General features: G+C 56.7%; 13 protein-coding genes. 9 read left to right on the top strand and 4 right to left on the bottom strand.

The features are described from left to right. Positions 1–21: 21 nt before the first annotated feature. From BK665_RS21705 to BK665_RS21725, 5 genes are all read left to right on the top strand, one after another. Positions 22–2,064, top strand: a complete 2,043-nt coding sequence (locus tag BK665_RS21705) for a type VI secretion system Vgr family protein (RefSeq protein WP_123408670.1) — start codon at positions 22–24, stop codon at positions 2,062–2,064. A gap of 53 nt (positions 2,065–2,117) precedes the next feature. Then, positions 2,118–4,850 (top strand): hypothetical protein, encoded by a 2,733-nt coding sequence (locus BK665_RS21710; protein WP_123408671.1) that lies wholly within the window; start codon positions 2,118–2,120, stop codon positions 4,848–4,850. Next, a complete protein-coding gene (locus tag BK665_RS21715) occupies positions 4,847–5,947 on the top strand; it encodes a tetratricopeptide repeat protein (RefSeq protein WP_123408672.1) in 1,101 nt (366 codons plus the stop codon). Before BK665_RS21710 ends, BK665_RS21715 begins: the two co-directional genes overlap by 4 nt. A 103-nt stretch (positions 5,948–6,050) precedes the next feature. Beyond that, a complete protein-coding gene (locus BK665_RS21720; RefSeq protein ID WP_148053246.1) occupies positions 6,051–6,797 on the top strand; it encodes a hypothetical protein in 747 nt (248 codons plus the stop codon). 132 nt (positions 6,798–6,929) lie between these two features. Beyond that, positions 6,930–8,267: a lysozyme inhibitor LprI family protein gene (locus tag BK665_RS21725; protein WP_375538946.1), complete on the top strand. Its 1,338-nt coding sequence runs from the start codon at positions 6,930–6,932 to the stop codon at positions 8,265–8,267. A gap of 55 nt (positions 8,268–8,322) precedes the next feature. Here BK665_RS21725 and BK665_RS21730 read toward each other — a convergent pair whose 3' ends face one another. Further along, positions 8,323–8,712, bottom strand: coding sequence for a DUF6124 family protein (locus BK665_RS21730; RefSeq protein ID WP_123408692.1), 390 nt, complete (start codon positions 8,710–8,712; stop codon positions 8,323–8,325). Between the two features lie 463 nt (positions 8,713–9,175). On the opposite strand from BK665_RS21730, the gene BK665_RS21735 reads away from it, so the two are divergent. From BK665_RS21735 to BK665_RS21750, 4 genes are all read left to right on the top strand, one after another. Further along, positions 9,176–9,640, top strand: coding sequence for a cell division protein (locus BK665_RS21735; protein WP_123408675.1), 465 nt, complete (start codon positions 9,176–9,178; stop codon positions 9,638–9,640). Further along, positions 9,637–12,072, top strand: a complete 2,436-nt coding sequence (locus BK665_RS21740; RefSeq protein ID WP_123408676.1) for a PEP-utilizing enzyme — start codon at positions 9,637–9,639, stop codon at positions 12,070–12,072. Before BK665_RS21735 ends, BK665_RS21740 begins: the two co-directional genes overlap by 4 nt. A gap of 40 nt (positions 12,073–12,112) precedes the next feature. After that, positions 12,113–12,856: a lysozyme inhibitor LprI family protein gene (locus tag BK665_RS21745; protein ID WP_259699647.1), complete on the top strand. Its 744-nt coding sequence runs from the start codon at positions 12,113–12,115 to the stop codon at positions 12,854–12,856. A gap of 200 nt (positions 12,857–13,056) precedes the next feature. Then, positions 13,057–13,440, top strand: coding sequence for a helicase (locus BK665_RS21750; RefSeq protein WP_123408677.1), 384 nt, complete (start codon positions 13,057–13,059; stop codon positions 13,438–13,440). Between the two features lie 130 nt (positions 13,441–13,570). Here BK665_RS21750 and BK665_RS21755 read toward each other — a convergent pair whose 3' ends face one another. The 3 genes from BK665_RS21755 to BK665_RS21765 all read right to left on the bottom strand — a co-directional run bounded on the left by BK665_RS21755 (position 13,571) and on the right by BK665_RS21765 (position 18,065). After that, the gene (locus BK665_RS21755; RefSeq protein ID WP_123408678.1) at positions 13,571–14,971 is read right to left on the bottom strand and encodes an aminoacyl-tRNA deacylase and HDOD domain-containing protein; all 1,401 of its coding nucleotides are present in this window, start codon (positions 14,969–14,971) and stop codon (positions 13,571–13,573) included. A 79-nt stretch (positions 14,972–15,050) separates the two neighbouring features. Then, the gene (gene recG / locus BK665_RS21760; RefSeq protein ID WP_123408679.1) at positions 15,051–17,126 is read right to left on the bottom strand and encodes an ATP-dependent DNA helicase RecG; all 2,076 of its coding nucleotides are present in this window, start codon (positions 17,124–17,126) and stop codon (positions 15,051–15,053) included. A gap of 9 nt (positions 17,127–17,135) precedes the next feature. Next, complete coding sequence (locus BK665_RS21765) at positions 17,136–18,065, bottom strand: hydrogen peroxide-inducible genes activator (RefSeq protein WP_123408680.1); 930 nt, start codon at positions 18,063–18,065, stop codon at positions 17,136–17,138. Positions 18,066–18,285 lie beyond the last annotated feature (220 nt).

Here is an 18,285-nt window from a genome sequence, read left to right on the forward strand (position 1 = left end):
CAACCGAACAGGGAGCAAACAATGTTCAACCCCGCTAACGAAACGCACTTCAGCCTCACGGTTGAAGATTACGTGGGCGACCTGCAAGTGCTGTCGTTCACCGGCACCGAAGGCATCAGCCAGCCGTATCGCTTCGACATTGAGCTGGTCAGCGAAAACCCCGACCTGGACCTGGAAAAACTCCTGCACAAACAGGCGTTCCTGGCGTTAGACCCGCAAGGCTCTGGCATCCACGGCCAGATCTACCGCGTGGCCCAGGGCGATGCCGGCAAACGCCTGACCCGCTACAAAATCTCCCTGGTGCCGCAACTGCAATACCTGCACCACCGCACCAACCAACGCATCTACCAACAGATGTCGGCGCCGAAAATCATCGCGCTGATCCTCGACGAGCACGGCATCAAGGGCAACGCCTACAGCTTCCAGCTCAGCGAAACCTGCCCGGACCGCGACTACTGCGTGCAGTACGACGAAACCGACCTGCACTTCGTCCAGCGCCTGTGCGAAGAAGAAGGCATCCACTACCACTTCCAGCACAGCGAAAAAGCTCATCTGTTGGTGTTCGGCGACGACCAAACGGTGTTCCCGAAACTCGGCCAACCCACCGCGTATGTGCAGGGCAGCGGCATGGTCGCGGACGAACCGGTGATCAAAGGCTTCAAACTGCGCCTGGAAACCCGCACCGGCCGCGTCACCCGTCGCGACTACGACTTCGAAAAGCCACGCCTGCAACTCGAAGCGGCGTACAAACCCGACGGCGAAAGCACCGAGCCGGACCTCGAAGACTACGACTACCCCGGCCGTTTCATCGACCGCGCCCGGGGCAAATTCCTCAGCCAACGCGCTCTGGAACGCCACCGCGCCGACTACCAGCAAGCGGAAGGCTGGGGCGACCAGACGCGTTTGGTGAGTGGCCATTTCCTGGAAATCTCCGACCACCCACGCACCGAGTGGAACGACCTCTGGCTGCTGACCGAAATCGTCCACGAAGGCAAACAGCCGCAAGTGCTGGAAGAATCGGTGCCCAGCGACACCACCGACAAAAAAGACGACTTCCACCAGGGCTACCGCAACCGCTTCCTGGCCACGCCATGGAACGTGTTCTACCGCCCGGCCCTGGAACACCCCAAACCCCGCGTCCTCGGCAGCCAAACCGCCATGGTCACCGGCCCCAAAGACGAAGAAATCCACTGCGACCAATACGGCCGCATCAAAGTCCAATTCCACTGGGACCGCGAAGGCCTGGCCGACGACAAAACCAGTTGCTGGATGCGCGTCTCGTCGAGCTGGGCCGGCGACCGCTACGGCGCCATCGCCATCCCACGCATCGGCATGGAAGTCCTCGTCACCTTCCTCGAAGGCGACCCCGATCAGCCGCTGGTAACCGGTTGCCTGTACCACAAGGAAAACCAGGTCCCCTACGAACTGCCGGCCAACAAAACCCGCACCGTATTCAAAACCCTCAGCTCACCGGGGGGCGGCGGGTTCAATGAACTGCGGATTGAAGACAAAAAAGGCGCGGAACAAATCTTCATCCACGCCCAGCGGGATTGGGATGAAAACATTGAGCACGACCAGAAGATCCGCGTCGGCAATGAGCGGCATGACACGGTGGAGAAAAACACCTACACCGAGTTGAAGGCGGAAGAACATCGCACGACGATTGCCGATCGCAAGAGTGAAGTGCGGATGGACGACCACCTGACGATTGGGCAGAACCAGCATGTGAAGTTGGGGACTGCGCAGTTGACCAGTGCGGGGCAGGAGATTCATCTGAAGGCTGGGGACAAGATTGTTATTGAGGCTGGGATGGAACTCACCGTTAAGGCGGGTGGGAGTTTTATCAAGCTGGATGCGGGTGGGATTACCGTTGTTGGGCCGGTGATCAAGATTAATGCGGGTGGGTCGGCGGGGAGTGGGACGGGGATCGGGATTAAACCGCCGGTGCTGCCGGGGGCTGCGGATCAGGATAAGGCGGGGAGTTTGATGGATCAGGCGTTGATGAATGCGCCGGAAGAACAGGTCAAACGCAAACCGCAACGAATGCTCAATTTTTCCGGCTAACAGACACCAACGGCGCTACACGCCTCCAGGGATCAGGATTCAGGTAATTAGTAATGACTGAGACAACAACAAGCAAAGTAGAGAAATGGTCGTATCCGCTGAAAATAGGAACTGCCGAAGCGACCGATCCGCAGCAGTTTTATAAGGCATTGGCGAAGGCTAAGGATGGTTACTACCCATTAGGTGCTAATGGTCTTTGGCATGGCGGCATTCACTTTGACGAAGACACCGGTTTGGCGAAGGATCTGACGGAGGTCAGATGCATTGCTGATGGTGAGGTTGTGGCTTATCGGATTGATGAGGCCTATCCCAAATCAGATTTCGGCTCGGCACAGTCCGTTTATTCGACTGGGTTTGTTTTGGTTAAGCACCGACTTGAAGTCCCCGCACCTCCTGCGCCGTCCCCTGCGCAGGGTGCAGCGCCAAGCGCTCCTCCAGCAGCGGGACCGAGCCTGACTTTTTATAGCTTGTACATGCACTTGCTGGATTGGGATAACTACAAGAAAAATCCGACCTTGACGCCTCCTGGGTTCTGGGGGAAAGGCCTTTATAAGGTTAAGGCGAGTGCACCAGATAAAGCGTTAGGCATCCGGGTTCGAAGCGGCAATTCTGGACAGCATCCAGTTTTGGCGGTTCTGCCACGAGGGACAAACGTGGTGATTCAACCTGGGGCCACGAATGAAAATTGGGTCAAAATTGTCAGCATCACTCCAGAAGTCGCTGGACTAGCGGCTGATACGGGCTGGGTGTTCAAGGGAGAACTCAAAGACTTGGGAGAGGGGAAATACCTCGTAGGCAATGAGGCAAAAGACTCAATGCCGGGTGGCGCGCAGCACGGCGCAAACGTACGTGACGCCCATACAGCCGGGCTGCCTCTTAGCCATCTACCACCGGGTACGCAAATAAGGCTCGGTGATGATGCAACGCCGAACAATTTTAAGAAGTTAGTAGAGATCATAAGTGGTTCATCGAACCCTGCTCTGACGCCAGGTACAGATGGAAAACTGCCTGGTTTCGTTTGGTCGGACTCGCTTGAGCCTATGAGTGAACCGCATAGTCCAATGGGCAGCGTCATTTCCTTGAGTCCGTCCTTCAAGATCAAGGCTGGTCAAGTCCTGGGGCATATAGGGAAGTACCAGAATCATTCGGATGCGGCCCCGAAAAATTTGCTGCATTTAGAAGTCTTTTGCTGTGAGGATATTCATACCTTCGTTACCCAAAGCCAAAGCAAAGCTGGAGCCTTGCCAGCGGATCAGAAAAATCTGATGAAGGTTTATAAGGGCACGAAACTTATTACCCACCGCGCTGACATCACCAGCAGCAACCCGCCCAAAGTTAATGATGAAGGGATACTGATCGGTTACGACTTGGTTATCCCTGCCAGCGTGCTGGAGGCACTACCAGCCGAAAAGAAAATCAAGGAAGGGACTGTCCAATGGTGGCGCCTCGAAGGTCTACTGGGCGACGGCCAAGGCAATCCCATCAGCGGATGGTTGCGAGAACAAGACCTGATGACCACGCGCCACAATTCGTGGGAGTGGGAGGGATTCGAATTTATCGAAGAAACCGCCAGTAACACCGAACATCTAGCTGCCAATCTGCATGATCTCAACCTACTCACCGACGACGAAAAGGCCACGTTTGTGCCCAAGGCCAGCACTTCAACTAACGGGCCAGTGAAAGAGCGGTTGTACAACATCATCGATACCGACAAGAACGACAAACTCACTCTGACAGAAATCCGCGCGGCGCTGGCTAAACCTTGGTTCGCGCAGTCCATTTCCCTGCTGGCAACCAAGTATGAGAGTGAATGGCTCTATAAGGCCGAGAAGTGGGATGCATTGGACGAGTTGATGGGGCATACGGCCGCGCACCCCAACTTAAATTGGGTAGCTGAGAAGAAGCGGATCGAGAAATTGGGTTGGTGGAGCGATGTGGCTGGGAAAGAGGGGCTTAGTGCGGACGGAAAGATATGGCATATTCACAGCATAGGGTTGATAGGGAACTTCGCATCAGCGTCGTCACAGTTGATATCAAAAAATCAAATGGAAAGAATGTTTCCTAGCTCTTCTGATAGCAAGCGTGAAGAAGTCAGAGAGCTATTTAATAAGTATGCAGGTCGTTTTGAAATTAATACGCCTGCAAGGATTTCTCAGTTTTTTGCACAAGTTAAGACTGAGGTCGGTGCTGCTTTAGTGGGTAAGTCGGAAAGCCTTTTTTATGCCATACCTGTTCTGAAAAGCCTGTTCAAAAGGTATTTTGACACCTATCCCGCAGAAGCGGACCAGTTAGGTTATAAGCGGATTGAAATGGCTCAGTATAATGCTCTTAGTCCCGCCGCCAAAAGTGGTTATACAATATTTAAAGGACGGGCGTACTCTCAGTTCCCTCAACCGGACGAAATTGCTAAACGTGTTTACTGCTGTTGTTCGGAGGCTGGGACCTTTGTTCTGACTCCCGGGGGGTGTTCAGAAGGGCTAAGCTATAAAGGAAAAGGATTCATTCAGCTTACATGGAAGGCGAACTACAAAGCAGTGGAAGATGTTCTAAAGGCAAAGTTGCCAGAGGAGACAATTGACATCGTAGCTAATCCTGATCGGTTGCTAGAGACAAAAATGGGTTTATTGTCCGCAATGGGTTTTTGGGAGTGGCAGAAACTCAATAATAAAGTCGCCCCTAACGTGGTGAGTACGGACAATATTACCAAGGTTGTAAATTTGAATACCGAAAGCTACGAAGAACGTCGTACGCACTTTACAGAAATTTATCAGGTGTTTTCACAATGAGTCGTAGAACTGATTCAGTTGCGTTTATTGCGCTCGCCGTATTAACTGCTGCAACGACCTTTGCTAATGCGGGGACAGATGCCGTGGCCCCTTTGAACTCTTTAATCATTAAGACATTAAATGTAAATCTGATTGAAGGATTAAAGGATCAAAAAGTTCTGGTTCTAAAAGCGCAGCCGGGTGACGAAGCCCAAAAACTTCTTTTAACCGCTGGGGGGGAGGGGAAGTCGACCGTGGTTCTGGAGTCAAATTCAGCCCTGCCATTAATAAAAAATACATACTCGCCAGCGAGCTATGATGGATTTGAAGTTGGTACTGCTACTTCCAGGAAAAATGTCATTACGGCGGTGGATATACAAGGTGAAACTGTCTCGCTGAAGTACGATTCTATAATGCCGGCAGAATATTTGTACCTGAAAACTACTGAAGAGGATAATACAAAATACAATTTTAATTTGCAGTTTCAGTACGATGCTAAAATAAAAAAAATGGTGCTGAGAAATCTGCTTCTTGTGACAAATATCGAATCGTGTGACCGTTCGCTATTAGGCGTTTATGCTTTGTCTCTTGGTTCCCTAAGTTCAACGTCGTTAGATGATTTCAACGGTGCAGACGCATTTAAATATTTGAAAAAATTGCATATAGAAAGCCAGTCTGGGACAGGTAGTCGCGATAAGCTTATGCCCGTTGACTTGGCTGCTAACTTTGATCAAGCCTTAGCAGCTTATAAGAAAGGAGATAAAGATAAGTTTAATGAGGTGATGAGCTATTTTCTTGTGGGTGGAGGTGAAGATTCAGCATGTGCACCTGAAGCTTATGTTGTAGGGAAGTATTATTTTTCAAAAAATCCCGGCTGGTCAAATGATCTAGGATTTTTGTTTGAAGAGTCTGGTCATTATGGTGAGGCGGTAGAGTTACTAAGCTATGTTATTGCCAATCATCCAGATAGGACGGTCGCTTATCTAAATTTGGCGGATGCTTATTGGGGATTGGGAAACAAGAAGCAGGCCGCTGAAAACTATAATAAATATAACTCGCTTATGATTCAGTCTGGAAAGACTGCAAAAGTTCCAAAGAGAGTGATCGAGCGAGGTTGAAGGGTCTGAATTAGAGGGGAGATGTATTTGTTATGGGGTCGGCTAAGATATTTATCTGCCTATAAATAAATCCGTCCCCATTCGGTCTTTCGGGGAGCAAAGAGTGAAAAGAGCCTTCCTATTACTCGCGTCAATTTTCGTATGTATGACCGCTATGCCCGTTTTCTCCTCCGAGGTTGATCGCATTGGCACAGCCGTAAAGGTAGGTAATGACCGGGGCGATTCAGCCCTTGCTTCTGGAAAATCGGTGGCTTCAATCTCTCAGGGAGATTGCAAATACTCCTTGGCCCTGCTCGAAAATCAACACGTACAGTTTCATTCCCCTGATGCTGTGTTTCTTGAGTCCAAGATAATTCCGAAGGATGAGTATTGGCCGCACCTTGTACAGGCGGAAATGTCTGCGGGGTATGACTGGAGCTTTAAAGAGAATAACAATTTCAAATCAAAATGGTTTGGGCTGATGTGCGAGAGTGCTGAGAATTTTGGTTTGCTCCGTTCTGATCAAAGTAAAAGCGCTGGCGGCGATAGTCCAGAACTTCAGTTTGTTAAAGAGGCGAACGACCTTAAATGCCCTGCGACGCTGACAGAGAAAGGGTGGGTGCCAAATGTTAACGCAGGCCGACCGGAAGATTACGTTTTTCGCAAACTAAGTGGCGCTAACTGGTCGGGATTCATGTTTGGTTTCAAGAGTGAGAATAGGGGCAGTATGAGTCGTATTAATTTTTGTTTAGTGCACGATGGAGATGTTTTGCTGGGTTCAGCTATAAGTAATTCCAAGCCATCATGGATTGACGAAAAAGCCTTTGAGGAAATCGAATCAACGTTAAGGACCGTGACTTTCACGCCTTGATTGCGTATGTGACAAGGGGACTGATTTAATTTGCCGCGCTCAGGGATGAATGAACCAAATGCGTGCAAGACCAAATCCCCTCAAATATTAGACCGGCATACCCTTTATATGAATCAAGGATTGAAGACAGTGATGCGTTTTAGATTGAGTTGGATACTGGGCGCGTTTGCGCTATTGCCTGTTTCAGCCGCATTTGCCCAAGACGATTGCAGTGAAATCAGCTCAAGCTCACAGGTTGTCCGGTGTTCCGAGGCTACAAAGAATTCCGCCGATTCCCAGTTGAATACGAGCTACCACCAATTGATGGCGAGGCTCGAATCTCAATATTCAGTCGATGCGAAATTGGGTGCGGAGTATTCGGCGCAGGTAAAGGAATCGCAGCGTGCATGGATCAAGTTACGGGATACGAATTGCGCGGTAGAGGCGTTCGAGATTGACGCGGGCAAGCCTGCTTATGTGGCGGTGGTGAACAATTGCATTGCGAAGATGAGTCGGGAGCGTTCGGCTTATCTGGACGGGATCGCGCCAGACATCGCAGGCGGAGGTAGTAGGTCGTGTCCATCCTCGGACTTCGCGCAGTTTCTGCCAGCATTTTCTGCCTCCGCAGAATCCCAGAAACGCCTAACCGCACTGGCGGTGAAGATATTGGTGTTGAAACGGACCTCGGACCCTGGCCGATTTTTGCCGGAAATTACTGCTGAGACAGGCGCCAGTTTGACGTTTCCGTTAATGGCTGCGATCCAGGGCAGGTCTGAAACGGTTGAGATTGAAACGGTCGACGACACTCACATGAACGTTGTGGATAAACGGGCGGGTAACAGCAATATCAAGATTTTTAACTTTGCTAAAAAGTCGTGCTGGGCGCTTGTCGGGATTGAGGATTGGTCGCTCAGTGAGAAGGAGCTTGTCGCACCCGCTAGACCTGGAATGAGCCGCGCCGAGAACCTTTGTTATCAACGGGCAGAGGGTTTGGGTGGGTTGGGGTTTCTTGAGCAATACCGTCTGACTGCGGAGTTGATTGAAGCGTCCCTGGAAAATTACGTCTGTGCTGCGGCGTCGGGTGATCCGGAGGCGAGTCTATCGGCGGCACGTTTAAGTCTTTCGCAGATGGCGCCTCAATTGGAAACCAGCAAGGTCGAGGCTTTGTTCAAAGCGGCATCGACGACTGCGGACGGCGCGCTCGGTTATGCCACGTATTTTTGTAACGGTAATTCCACGGACTATAGCGGTCCTTGCCTGCACCCGGAGCAGGCAGAAAAGGAGGCAATTCGCGCGGTTTCCATGGGGTCCTCAGATGCGATGAATTATCTGGGCTCTTCTTTTGAAAGTGGCGAGTTGGGAACGAAGGATCTGTCCCGAGCCTTGGCCTGTTATCAGTTGTCCGCTGATAGAAGTCGCCCGCAGGGGAGCGAGGGCGTGAAGCGCTTGGTTTCGCAAGACCCAGACTTAAAGCCCAGTCACTGCCTGTAAATTTGCTGTGCATATAAACATCGAAGAAGGGGACATTAAGTCCCCTTCGTTTTTTCTACGCCTTAGCCCGATGCGCCCCAGGATCCGGCGAATCAATTTGATCCAGCGCACGCTCTACCAATAAATGCACCCCATCCGCCAATCGACTCAGCGCCAAGGCTACCGAGCGGCGTGTGCCTTCTACGTCGTCCGCCAGGTCCGCAGCGATGGCGCTGATGGACAGCAGGTCTTCGGACGCATTGGCCAGGAGGGTTTCGGCGTGGAGGTCGCGGGAGGCGGCGAATAGGGCGCCTTTGCGCGGCTTGGATTTGGGTTTCGCGTCGGGGTTTGGGCCGAGGTGGTAGTCGAGGGCGCGTTCGGCGGCTTCGTGGAGTTTTTTCGAATCGAGGGATTCGTAGGGGGATGTAGATAAGTCGTTAGGTGGATTCGGTGTTGGCTTGATCATAGGTATCTTCCGGTAATTGGAGTTGACACCGTTTCGCTTGCACTTCGAAAGAGGTGGCAACTGTGCATAGGTGTGCAAGACCGGTCCGGAACCCCGGCAGACCCGAAGGTCTCCCATACACAGTCGCCATAACGATTTGCGAGCATAAAAAAATGCACAGCCAATAGCCATAAGCGAATGTATTCCAGATCGGACTTGCACGTCCGTGTCACCGTTTTGTGCGATGACGAGAAGAGGTTATCGGTGAACGCAAACCTCGCCTAGTTCACGAACATCCCTCCGTATTGAAGGAAATGTCCGAGAGGTTTGCGGGCATTAAGACCAAAAAACCACAGCCTGCGGCAGCTCCTACAGAAGTACCTTTTCCGTCAGATAAATCGCCAATTTATTTCATCTCGCCAACGGCCATCCGCCCATAAACCCTTTAGACTTGCCCCCCTCAAGGAAGCCCCCAGGACACGGAATGCCAGTCCCCCCGAACACCCTTCGCAAAGCCCTGATCGCCTGGCTCTACGCCGCCGCGCTGGTGCATCTGTTCGTCAGCATCGCCCTCGCCTGGGCCGGCCATTCGGGCCTGCTCGGCGGCTATCTGAAAATCATCGAGCAAGCCTTCTGGGCCACCGACGCCGTACCCCACGCCGCCCGTGAACAACAACTCTGGTGGCTCGCCGTGTTTGGCGCGACGTTGCAAAGTTATTCCCTCTACATGCTCGCCCTTGTGCGCATTGGCAGTCGGCTCAAAACCCCGATGGCGTGGGGCTGGTTGATCGCGGGCATCGTGCTCTGGGCACCGCAGGACATGTGGTTTTCCCTGAGCACCCAGCTCTGGTTGAACCTGTGGATCGACGGCTTCGCTCTCCTGGCGTTGCTGCCGCCGCTATTCTGGCTCTACCGCCACGACCGCCGCGTTTCCAGGATGTGTCCATGAACAAACCTGTGATGTACCTGTTGGCCGGTAACGGTGGAGCCGCCGATTGGTGGGATGACGCGCTGCCGCACTTTGAGCGCTATCACGTGGTGCCGTTGGAATTGCCGGGCTTCGGCGACAATCCTCAAGACCCGTGCGAAGACCTCGCGGCGTACGCTCAGGCATTGCTGGCGATGACGGTTGAGGGCAGCGCAATCATGGCGGTCGGGGTTAATGCGCTGCTGGTGTTGCATGCGCTGCAACGCAAGCCGGGGTATTTCTGTCGCAGCGTGTTGCTGGCGCCGGTCGGGGCGTTTTTGTGGCAGCGGCGATTGCCGGCGCTGATGTCGCCGCTGCCGATTCGCAAGACCATTCATTGGTTGCTGGCGAACAAGCCTGCGGTGTTCGCGCACAAGTTCTCCAACCAGACCTGGACGCTTGCGCAGTACGCTCGCATGGGCGCCGGGTATGCGCGGTGCCGCGCATTTGTGCCGCACTGGGACCTGGTGCGCGCCGATACCGCGTTGCCGCTGCTGGAGTGGATCACCGACCCGGTCGAGCTGGTCTGGGGCGATCAGGACAATGTGCTCGGCATCGCCCAGGCTGCGGCGTGGTCGGCGATTCTGGCCCGGGCCGACCTGACCATCAGCCTGAAAACCGGTTGGGGGCATTACCCGTGGATCGATGCGCCAGCGGAATTCGCCGCGTGGCTGGAGTTGGGCGAATGCGGATTCGTCGCGCATACCAAGGGCGGTCGCTTGCGTCTGGCCGAGTTGGCCGGGCAAGCGGTGCCGCCGGCGCTGACGCTCAACGATGCTCACGATTCGCGCTTGCCGGCGTTTCTCGCCAGCCAACCGGACGCCACGTGGGCGGTGCGTTCTTCCAGCTATGGCGAGGATCAGGCCGATGCGGCGAATGCCGGGTTGAGCACCACGTTCCTGCGCGAACCGACGTCCAACGTGCCAGCACGGATTGCCGAGTTGAGCGCGGCGGGCGTGGAAGAAGTGGTGGTGCAGCGCTTCATTACGCCGCAACTGTCCGGGATCGCGTTTGTGCGGCATCTGTCGGTGGAATTGGAGTGGGTCGAGGGTCACCTGGAGTCGCTGGCCGACGGTCAGGTCAGTCCCGAACGCGCCATCATTTCCCGCCTCGGCGATTCGTGGAGTAGCGGCACCTTCAAACCTTCCCATGGCCTGACGGCGAAAGCGTTGTGGCGCTTTCTGCAAGGCGTGTTGCGGGTCTTCCACTACGTGCCAGGCGACGTCGAATGGGCCTGGGACGGCCAGCAACTCTGGCTGCTGCAATACCGGCCGATCAGCGACTACGGCTGGCGCCGACACCTGACCGCCGCCAACATCGCCGAGATCCTGCCGCCACAGCCGAGCGTGTTCGTGGAGTACGCGCAACGACGTGCGGCGGCGAGTATTCCGGCGATCATGGCGCGCTGGGATTCTCGGGTGTTGCAGGACAACGAGCCGTTTACTGCGGTGTTTGGCGGCGCTTCCTACATCAACAATGACCTGTTTCTTGCGCGGCTGGCGGACTGGGGCATTTCCGCCAGCAGCTACGCCGGTGAAGTCGGCGGCGCGACACCGCACCTGCCTTGGCGGCCGTTGCGAATGCTGCGTTCGGTGCCGTTGTTCCTGCGCATGCAGCGCATCGCTCGCGGGCATTTGCTGACGCTGGAAAGGGGTTTGCAGCGCTTCGATCAGGAGCTGTCCGAACTCATCGCCCAAGGGGCCGATGGTCAGCAATTGGCCGATTGGTTCACCCGGTTTTATGTGTTCGTGGTGCAGGGCAACCTGTGCATCGCCACGTCGTTGGCCAGCAGTGGCGGCGACTTGCTGGGCCGACCGCCAACTGCGTATGACGACCTCGAAAACAGCCCCCATCGACTGCCGTGGGAAACCGACCCGGCCACACCACGCCCGGCGCCGACCGACCTGCCATTGCAAGCCTTCCCGCAATGGCCCGCGCTTATCCGCATCGCCCATTCCACCGGCCTGCCGGGCCTGCGCGGCTACTACCTGCAAGTGCGCGAGTGGTATCGCGACAACCTCATGCGGATCTTCTTTCGCCTGCACCATGCGATGCCGATGGCTGATCGAGCGCACTGGTTCGCGCCACATCCCGACATTCGCAGCCGCGACGGCAGTTTCTGGCAGGACGGTCGCGAAGGCACCGAGCAAGCGACCGGGTTCATGATTTATCCGGGCCAGGTGCAGGGGATTTTGGGCGACGACATTTTGCTCGAGGACACCCTCGACCCTGGCCGCCACGCACACTACCAAGCCGCGCGGGCGGTGATTGCGCGGATGGGTGGGCGGTTGTCCCATGGCTCGACGTTGCTGCGGGAATTGCGCAAGCCTTCGGCGGTGCTGCCTCAGGTGGATCTGGCGTGGGTGGGGCGTGAGGTGTTGTATCGGGATGGTGAGTTGGTGTTGGTGAAGTAGGGCGGGTGTTTGGTTGGCTGGTTATTTCAAAGGATCTGAAGTGAGAAAAGTTCTGTTAGCACTGCTTGGTTTGCTACCAATGGCCGCTCAGGCTGAGGATGCTTGCAAAGAAGTCACCCTGGGCGTGTCGGTCTACAGGTGCTCGGAGTCCGAACGAAAAGCCGCCGATGCGCAACTCAACGTCAGCTACAAAAAATTGATAGCGCGGTTTGAATCTCAGCACCGGATTAACCCCGAGCAAGGAAAGGTCTTCATGACCATGGCCAGGGATTCCCAGCGCGCCTGGCTTAAGTTGCGAGACACCAATTGCCCACTTGAGGCCACAGACATTGAGCCGGGCGTAGAGGCGTCTCTCACAACGATCAACTTTTGCGTTGCCAGAATGAGCCAGGAGCGCGCGGCTTATCTGGACGGGATTGTGCCGGACGAATTCGGCGTCTCCTGCCCATCGACTGACTTCAATGTGTTCCTCGCTTCGTTTGCAGAGAATTCGGCCGTTCAGAGAGCGTTTATTCAGCGACCTCTTCAATTTCTGGCAACGGTAGATGCCGAGCCCGAACCTCGGCTGGAGAAGCGAGCCCTGGAAGATAAGCAGATCAAATATCCGCTAATGCCTGATCGCGCACACCGGGAAGCGGAAGGTCTGACTTTAAGTATCAAGGAGCGCAGCGGAGATACCGCCACGGCTATTTTGAATAAGCCAGATACCGACTACTTGGTTGAGTATCGATTTGTGCTTGGAAAGTGCTGGATGCTCAGTGAAGTTTCGGATTTTGCGATTTAGTGAGATGGGGCAATTTAAGATCAAAAGATCGCAGCCTTCGGCAGCTCCTTCAGGGGATTGTGCGTCGTGTGAATAGTGTGACTTGGTAGTCATTGGTGCCAAAAAACGGTGCATCTTCTTCTAAAGCAACCTGATGGTGTTGTTATCGCTTGAAGCCGCTACACTCCGCCAGCCGTTCATTTTCCTTTGAGGCTTTGCGCATGAAATTTCGTTTTCTTCTGTGGATGCTGGGTTTGTTGATGGGTAAGGCCAGTCGGACTAATCCTGCGTTTCAACAGCAGTTGGGTGACAAGGAGTTGGTGTTTCAACTACAGACCCTGGACGGGAAAGTGGCGCGGCATTTCTTTGTGAAAGATCAGCGCATCACCAGTAAGTCTGGCGTGTATGCCGAGCCGGCGTTTGCGATTGCCTTTAAAGATGCGGCGTATGGCTTTGCCACGATGCAGGCGAAGAACAAGCAGTTGGCGTTTATGACAGGGATTCAGGACAAGTCGATTCAGATCAAGGGCAACCCGGCGCTGGTGATCTGGTTCCAGGGGTTGACCAAGTATTTGAAGCCGAGGAAGGCTAAGCCTAAGGCTTGAGTTCGGTGTTGGGGCTGTGACGCGGAGCGTCACGGGATGCGTTACCACGCGGGAGCGTGGGAACGATCGGGTAGGGTTCATCGCGGGCAAGCCTTGCTCCTGTAGGAGCGAGGCTTGCCCGCGAATGCTTTTAGGCCTGGGTGAATTGCGAGGCCAGTTCGCGCAGCAGCACTTCGGCTTCAAGCACTTTGCTGACCACGTCGTTGGCCTTGTCGCGGGTCAAGCCCACACGCTCCAGCAGCGCATCCGGAATGTCTTCATCCGGTCCCGAGCCAATCCCGCGACTGCGCAGCAAACGCACCGCCAGGCATACCAGGTTCGGGTATTCGGCATACGCGCCGTCGTAGCCCGGATCGTGCTGGAAGCGCAGCGCAGTCGCCAACTCATCGGGCATGTCCCAGTAACGCATCAACCACGAACCGATCTGTTCACGACTGATGCCGAGCAGGTGCTGCTCGACGTAGCTGTGGCACAGGTGCGGGTTGACCTCCAGGTGGCGGCAGATCAGGGAGAAGTGCGGCGGGAAGACGTGGGCCAGCAGCAAGTAGCCGAAGTTGTGCAGCAGGCCGGCGAGGTAGGTCAGGCCGGCTTCCGGGCGCTGGGCGCGGGGCATGGCGCGGGTCAGGCCTTCGATGACGGCGGCGGTGTAGATCGATTGCTGCCAGTACGGCGTGGTGTGTTGCGGGTGGTCTTTGGGCAGGCTCAAGGTCTTGCCGAGGGCCAGGCCCAGGGCCAGGTTGATCACCAGGTCGAAGCCGAGCACGCGGACGATCGCGTCTTCCACCGAACGAATCTTGCCCGGCGAGGCGTAGTACGGCGACGCCGCCCAGCTCACGACTTGCGCAGCGAGGGCCGGGTCGGTTTCGACGACGCCGGTGATGTCGTCGATGGTGGCGTTGGGGTCGACCCGCAGTTTGATGATTTTCTGCGCGGTTTCGGCCAGCGGTGGGATTTCGATGGTGGCTTCCAGGCGTTGCTGGATGCGCCGTGCGGTGAATGCCTGGACGGCCTGGGTGATTTCCTCGCGGTCATCGTCGGGGCGGTCGAGGTTCGGGCGGATGCTGGTCAGGGCTTCGCCGAAGTTGGCGGCGCTGGCCTTGGTGAGCATGCTCTTGAAGTCGTCGCTGGAGATTTCCAGCAGTACGTTCGGCTCGCCCGAGTTGATCAGCAACTTCGGTTCACGCAGCAGGCTTTCTTCGTACAGGCAGGGCGAACTGGTGAGCGCCGGCAGGCCCGGCAGCAGGCTCAGGCTGTGTTTGCCGAGCATCTTCTCCAGGCGTTCGGTGGAGACGGCGGTCAGTCGGCGGCCGGTCAGTTCGGCGAGGCGATTGAGGTCCAGCAACTGGCTCTGCGGGAACAGCACCATGAGCGCGCCGACGGCGTCATCGAGCAAAACCGCCTGCACTTTACGCGAGGCGTTGAGGCCGTGATGGTCGAGGACTTCTTCGTAGGCGATGCCCAGCTTGCCGAGCAGTAGCCGAATAACAGACGGAGCGTGCGGGGTTTCGGGGATGAGGGCAGCTTCGGTCATGGTGTGTATCCGTTTTTGAAACAATTGCTGGAGTATAACCAGCTTGTTTAAAGCCATGGTCCAGAAACTGCGACGGTGCTCACACTTGGCCGTATTGCTGCCCATGGCGCAGCCAACGATCGAGCAGCGGGCTGACGTGATCCGGCCAGCGTTCCAGCAAGGCTTGGGCGGCATCGCGCACGGCTGGCAGCAGATCGGCGTCGCGCATCAGGTCCGCGACCTTGAATTGCAGCAGGCCGGTCTGGCGGGTGCCGAGCATTTCCCCGGGGCCGCGCAGTTCGAGGTCTTTTTCGGCGATGACAAAACCGTCGTTGGTCTCGCGCATGATGCCCAGGCGCTGACGGCCAATCTGTGACAGCGGCGGATGGTAGAGCAGCACGCAATGGCTGGCGGCGCTGCCCCGACCGACACGGCCGCGCAATTGGTGCAGTTGCGCCAGACCCAGGCGTTCAGGGTTTTCGATGATCATCAGGCTGGCGTTGGGAACGTCCACACCGACTTCAATCACCGTGGTGGCGACCAGCAATTGCAGGTTGCCGGCCTTGAACTCGGCCATGACCGCGGCTTTCTCGGCAGGCTTCATGCGCCCGTGGATCAGCCCGACCTTCAACTCGCCGAGGGCGGCGGTGAGGTCTTCGTAAGTGGTTTCCGCGGCTTGGCAGGTCAGCTCTTCGGATTCTTCGATCAGCGTGCAGACCCAGTAGGCCTGTCGCCCTTCGGCGCAAGCGCCGCGCACCCGTTCGATGACTTCGACGCGTCGTGTATCGGTGACCAGCACGGTGTTGACCGGGGTTCGGCCGGGGGGCAATTCGTCGAGGATCGAAGTGTCGAGGTCGGCGTAGGCGCTCATCGCCAGGGTCCGTGGAATCGGTGTGGCGGTCATGATCAATTGATGCGGGCACATCCGCCCGCCAACGCCTTTTTGGCGCAGGGCGAGGCGCTGCTGGACGCCGAAGCGGTGTTGTTCGTCGATGATCGCCAGCGCGAGGTTCTTGAACTGCACTTCTTCCTGGAACAACGCGTGGGTGCCGACCACCATCGGTGCACCGTTGGCGATTTGCTCCAGCGCAGCTGCGCGGTTTTTGCCCTTGAGCTTGCCGGCCAGCCACGCGACTTCGATACCCAGCGGTTCGAGCCAGCGCTTGAAGGTGATGAAGTGCTGTTCGGCAAGAATCTCGGTGGGCGCCATCAACGCGACCTGATAACCCGCCTCCAGTGCTTGCAGGGCGGCGAGGGCGGCGACCACGGTCTTGCCCGCGCCAACGTCGCCCTGGATCAGCCGCAGCATCGGTTCGTGCTGACTGAGGTCGTAGGCGATTTCGTTGCCAACCCGTTGCTGGGCCCCTGTCGGCGTGAAGCCGAGGTTGGCCAGGTACTTGGCCGGCAGCTTGGTGGCTTTGGGCATCGCCGGCGCACGCAGGGAACGCATGCTTTCGCGCAGACGCTGCTGGGACAGTTGATGGGTCAGCAGTTCTTCGAAGGCCAAACGATGTTGGGCCCAGTGATGGCCGAGGGCGAGTTCGTCGACGTCGGCATCGGCGGGCGGGTGATGCAGGTAGCGGATCGCATCGGCCAGCGGCGCCAGTTGATAGTCCCGGGCCAGTTCGGTGGGCAGCCAGTCGGGCAGGCTGCTGGGGCCGAGCAGGGTCAGGGTTTGCATGCACAGTTGGCGCAGGCGTTGTTGGGTCAGGCCTTCGGTGAGCGGGTAGACCGGGGTCAGGGTTTCATCCACCGGCGGCGGCTCGTCGCCGGTGATGGCGCGGTATTCCGGGTGGTAGATTTCCAGCCCCGAGGCACCGGGCCGTGCTTCGCCGTAGCAGCGAATCCGCGTGCCGCGTTTGAGGCCTTCTTTCTGGGCGTTGCTGAAATGATAGAAGCGCAAGCTCAGGCCGCCAGTGCCGTCCTGAATCCGCACCACAAGGCTGCGGCGCCGGCCCATCACCACGTCAGCGCCACTGACGGTGCCCTCAATCACCGCGTCCTGGCCGGGTCGCAAGTGGCCAATCGGGACCACGCGAGTGCGGTCCTGATAGCGCAACGGCAAGTGGAAGAGCACGTCCTGGAGATTCTCCAGGCCGACCTTGGCCAATTTCTCGGCCATGGCTTCACCGACACCCTTGAGTGCCGTCACCGACACTTGCGACAACTCGGTCATGGCAGCGACTTAGCCGGCCACCACCGGCGCTTGTGGCTTGGCCACCGAGCACAGGCGAATGGAGTCAGCGAGGATTTCAATCGCCTTCGGCCGCGGAAAACTCGCGCGCCAGGCGATGGCCACGGTGCGGAACGGCACCGGCGGCGACAGTGGGCGCACGGCGATCACGCCAGGGGCGTAATGGTGGCTGTCCACCGCCGACAGCGGCAGGATCGAGATGCCCAGGCCAGAGGCGACCATGTGGCGGATGGTTTCCAGGGAGCTGGATTCCACTGTGGTGTGTTTCGCGCCGTCATTGCCTTTGCCCAGGGTCGGGCAGGCTTCCAACACTTGATCGCGGAAGCAGTGGCCTTCGCCGAGCAGCAGCAGGCTCTTGTCGTTGAGCAGGGCGGCGTCGATGGTTTCTTTCTGGGTCCACGGGTGCTGGGCCGGCATCAGGACGTAGAACGGTTCGTCGTAGAGCGGCAGGGTCAGCACGTCGGCTTCGTTGAACGGCAGGGCGATGATGATCGCGTCGAGCTCGCCGTTGCGCAGTTTGTCGCGCAGCACGTGGGTGAAGTTTTCTTCGATGTACAACGGCATCTGCGGGGCGACCCGGTGCAGTTGCGGAATCAGATGCGGGAACAGGTACGGGCCGACGGTGTAGATCGCGCCGACTTTCAGCGGGGCGGTCAGTTGGTTCTTGCCGGCCTGGGCCAGTTCGCGGATGCCTTGGGCCTGTTCCAGGACTTTCTGCGCCTGGGCCACGATGCCTTCGCCGACCGGGGTCAGACGCACGGCGCTCTTGCTGCGCTCGAAAATCAGCACACCGAGTTCGTCTTCAAGCTTTTTCACGCCCACCGACAGGGTCGGCTGGCTGACGTGGCAACGCTCAGCCGCGTGGCCGAAGTGCTGCTCTTGGGCGAGGGTAACGATGTAGCGTAATTCTGTAAGAGTCATAGCGAGCGTCCATGAAGTTGCGGGCCAAGCATACCGGCTGCAATCGATAGACGCACGTTATCAGAGAGAGTGTGTTGAGTGACACAGGGCAATGCGGGTTTGCCGCTGGCGGATATGCAAAAGGCACCTTTTCGGTGCCTTTATGACCGCTGCATAACCCTGTGGGAGCGGGCTTGCTCGGGTAGAAACCGGGGACATCCTTTACGTTTTAAACCGGAGA

The sequence above is a fragment of the Pseudomonas frederiksbergensis genome, from assembly GCF_003732665.1.
GTDB lineage: Bacteria > Pseudomonadota > Gammaproteobacteria > Pseudomonadales > Pseudomonadaceae > Aquipseudomonas > Aquipseudomonas frederiksbergensis_G.

Bases quoted from the DNA above. Each gene is read 5' to 3' on its own strand.
- BK665_RS21705 (WP_123408670.1), top strand. From the start codon at position 22: ATGTTCAACCCCGCTAACGAAACGCACTTCAGCCTCACGGTTGAAGAT.
- BK665_RS21710 (WP_123408671.1), top strand. From the start codon at position 2,118: ATGACTGAGACAACAACAAGCAAAGTAGAGAAATGGTCGTATCCGCTG.
- BK665_RS21715 (WP_123408672.1), top strand. From the start codon at position 4,847: ATGAGTCGTAGAACTGATTCAGTTGCGTTTATTGCGCTCGCCGTATTA.
- BK665_RS21725 (WP_375538946.1), top strand. From the start codon at position 6,930: ATGCGTTTTAGATTGAGTTGGATACTGGGCGCGTTTGCGCTATTGCCT.
- BK665_RS21730 (WP_123408692.1), bottom strand. From the start codon at position 8,712: ATGATCAAGCCAACACCGAATCCACCTAACGACTTATCTACATCCCCC.
- BK665_RS21735 (WP_123408675.1), top strand. From the start codon at position 9,176: ATGCCAGTCCCCCCGAACACCCTTCGCAAAGCCCTGATCGCCTGGCTC.
- BK665_RS21740 (WP_123408676.1), top strand. From the start codon at position 9,637: ATGAACAAACCTGTGATGTACCTGTTGGCCGGTAACGGTGGAGCCGCC.
- BK665_RS21750 (WP_123408677.1), top strand. From the start codon at position 13,057: ATGAAATTTCGTTTTCTTCTGTGGATGCTGGGTTTGTTGATGGGTAAG.
- BK665_RS21755 (WP_123408678.1), bottom strand. From the start codon at position 14,971: ATGACCGAAGCTGCCCTCATCCCCGAAACCCCGCACGCTCCGTCTGTT.
- recG (WP_123408679.1), bottom strand. From the start codon at position 17,126: ATGACCGAGTTGTCGCAAGTGTCGGTGACGGCACTCAAGGGTGTCGGT.
- BK665_RS21765 (WP_123408680.1), bottom strand. From the start codon at position 18,065: ATGACTCTTACAGAATTACGCTACATCGTTACCCTCGCCCAAGAGCAG.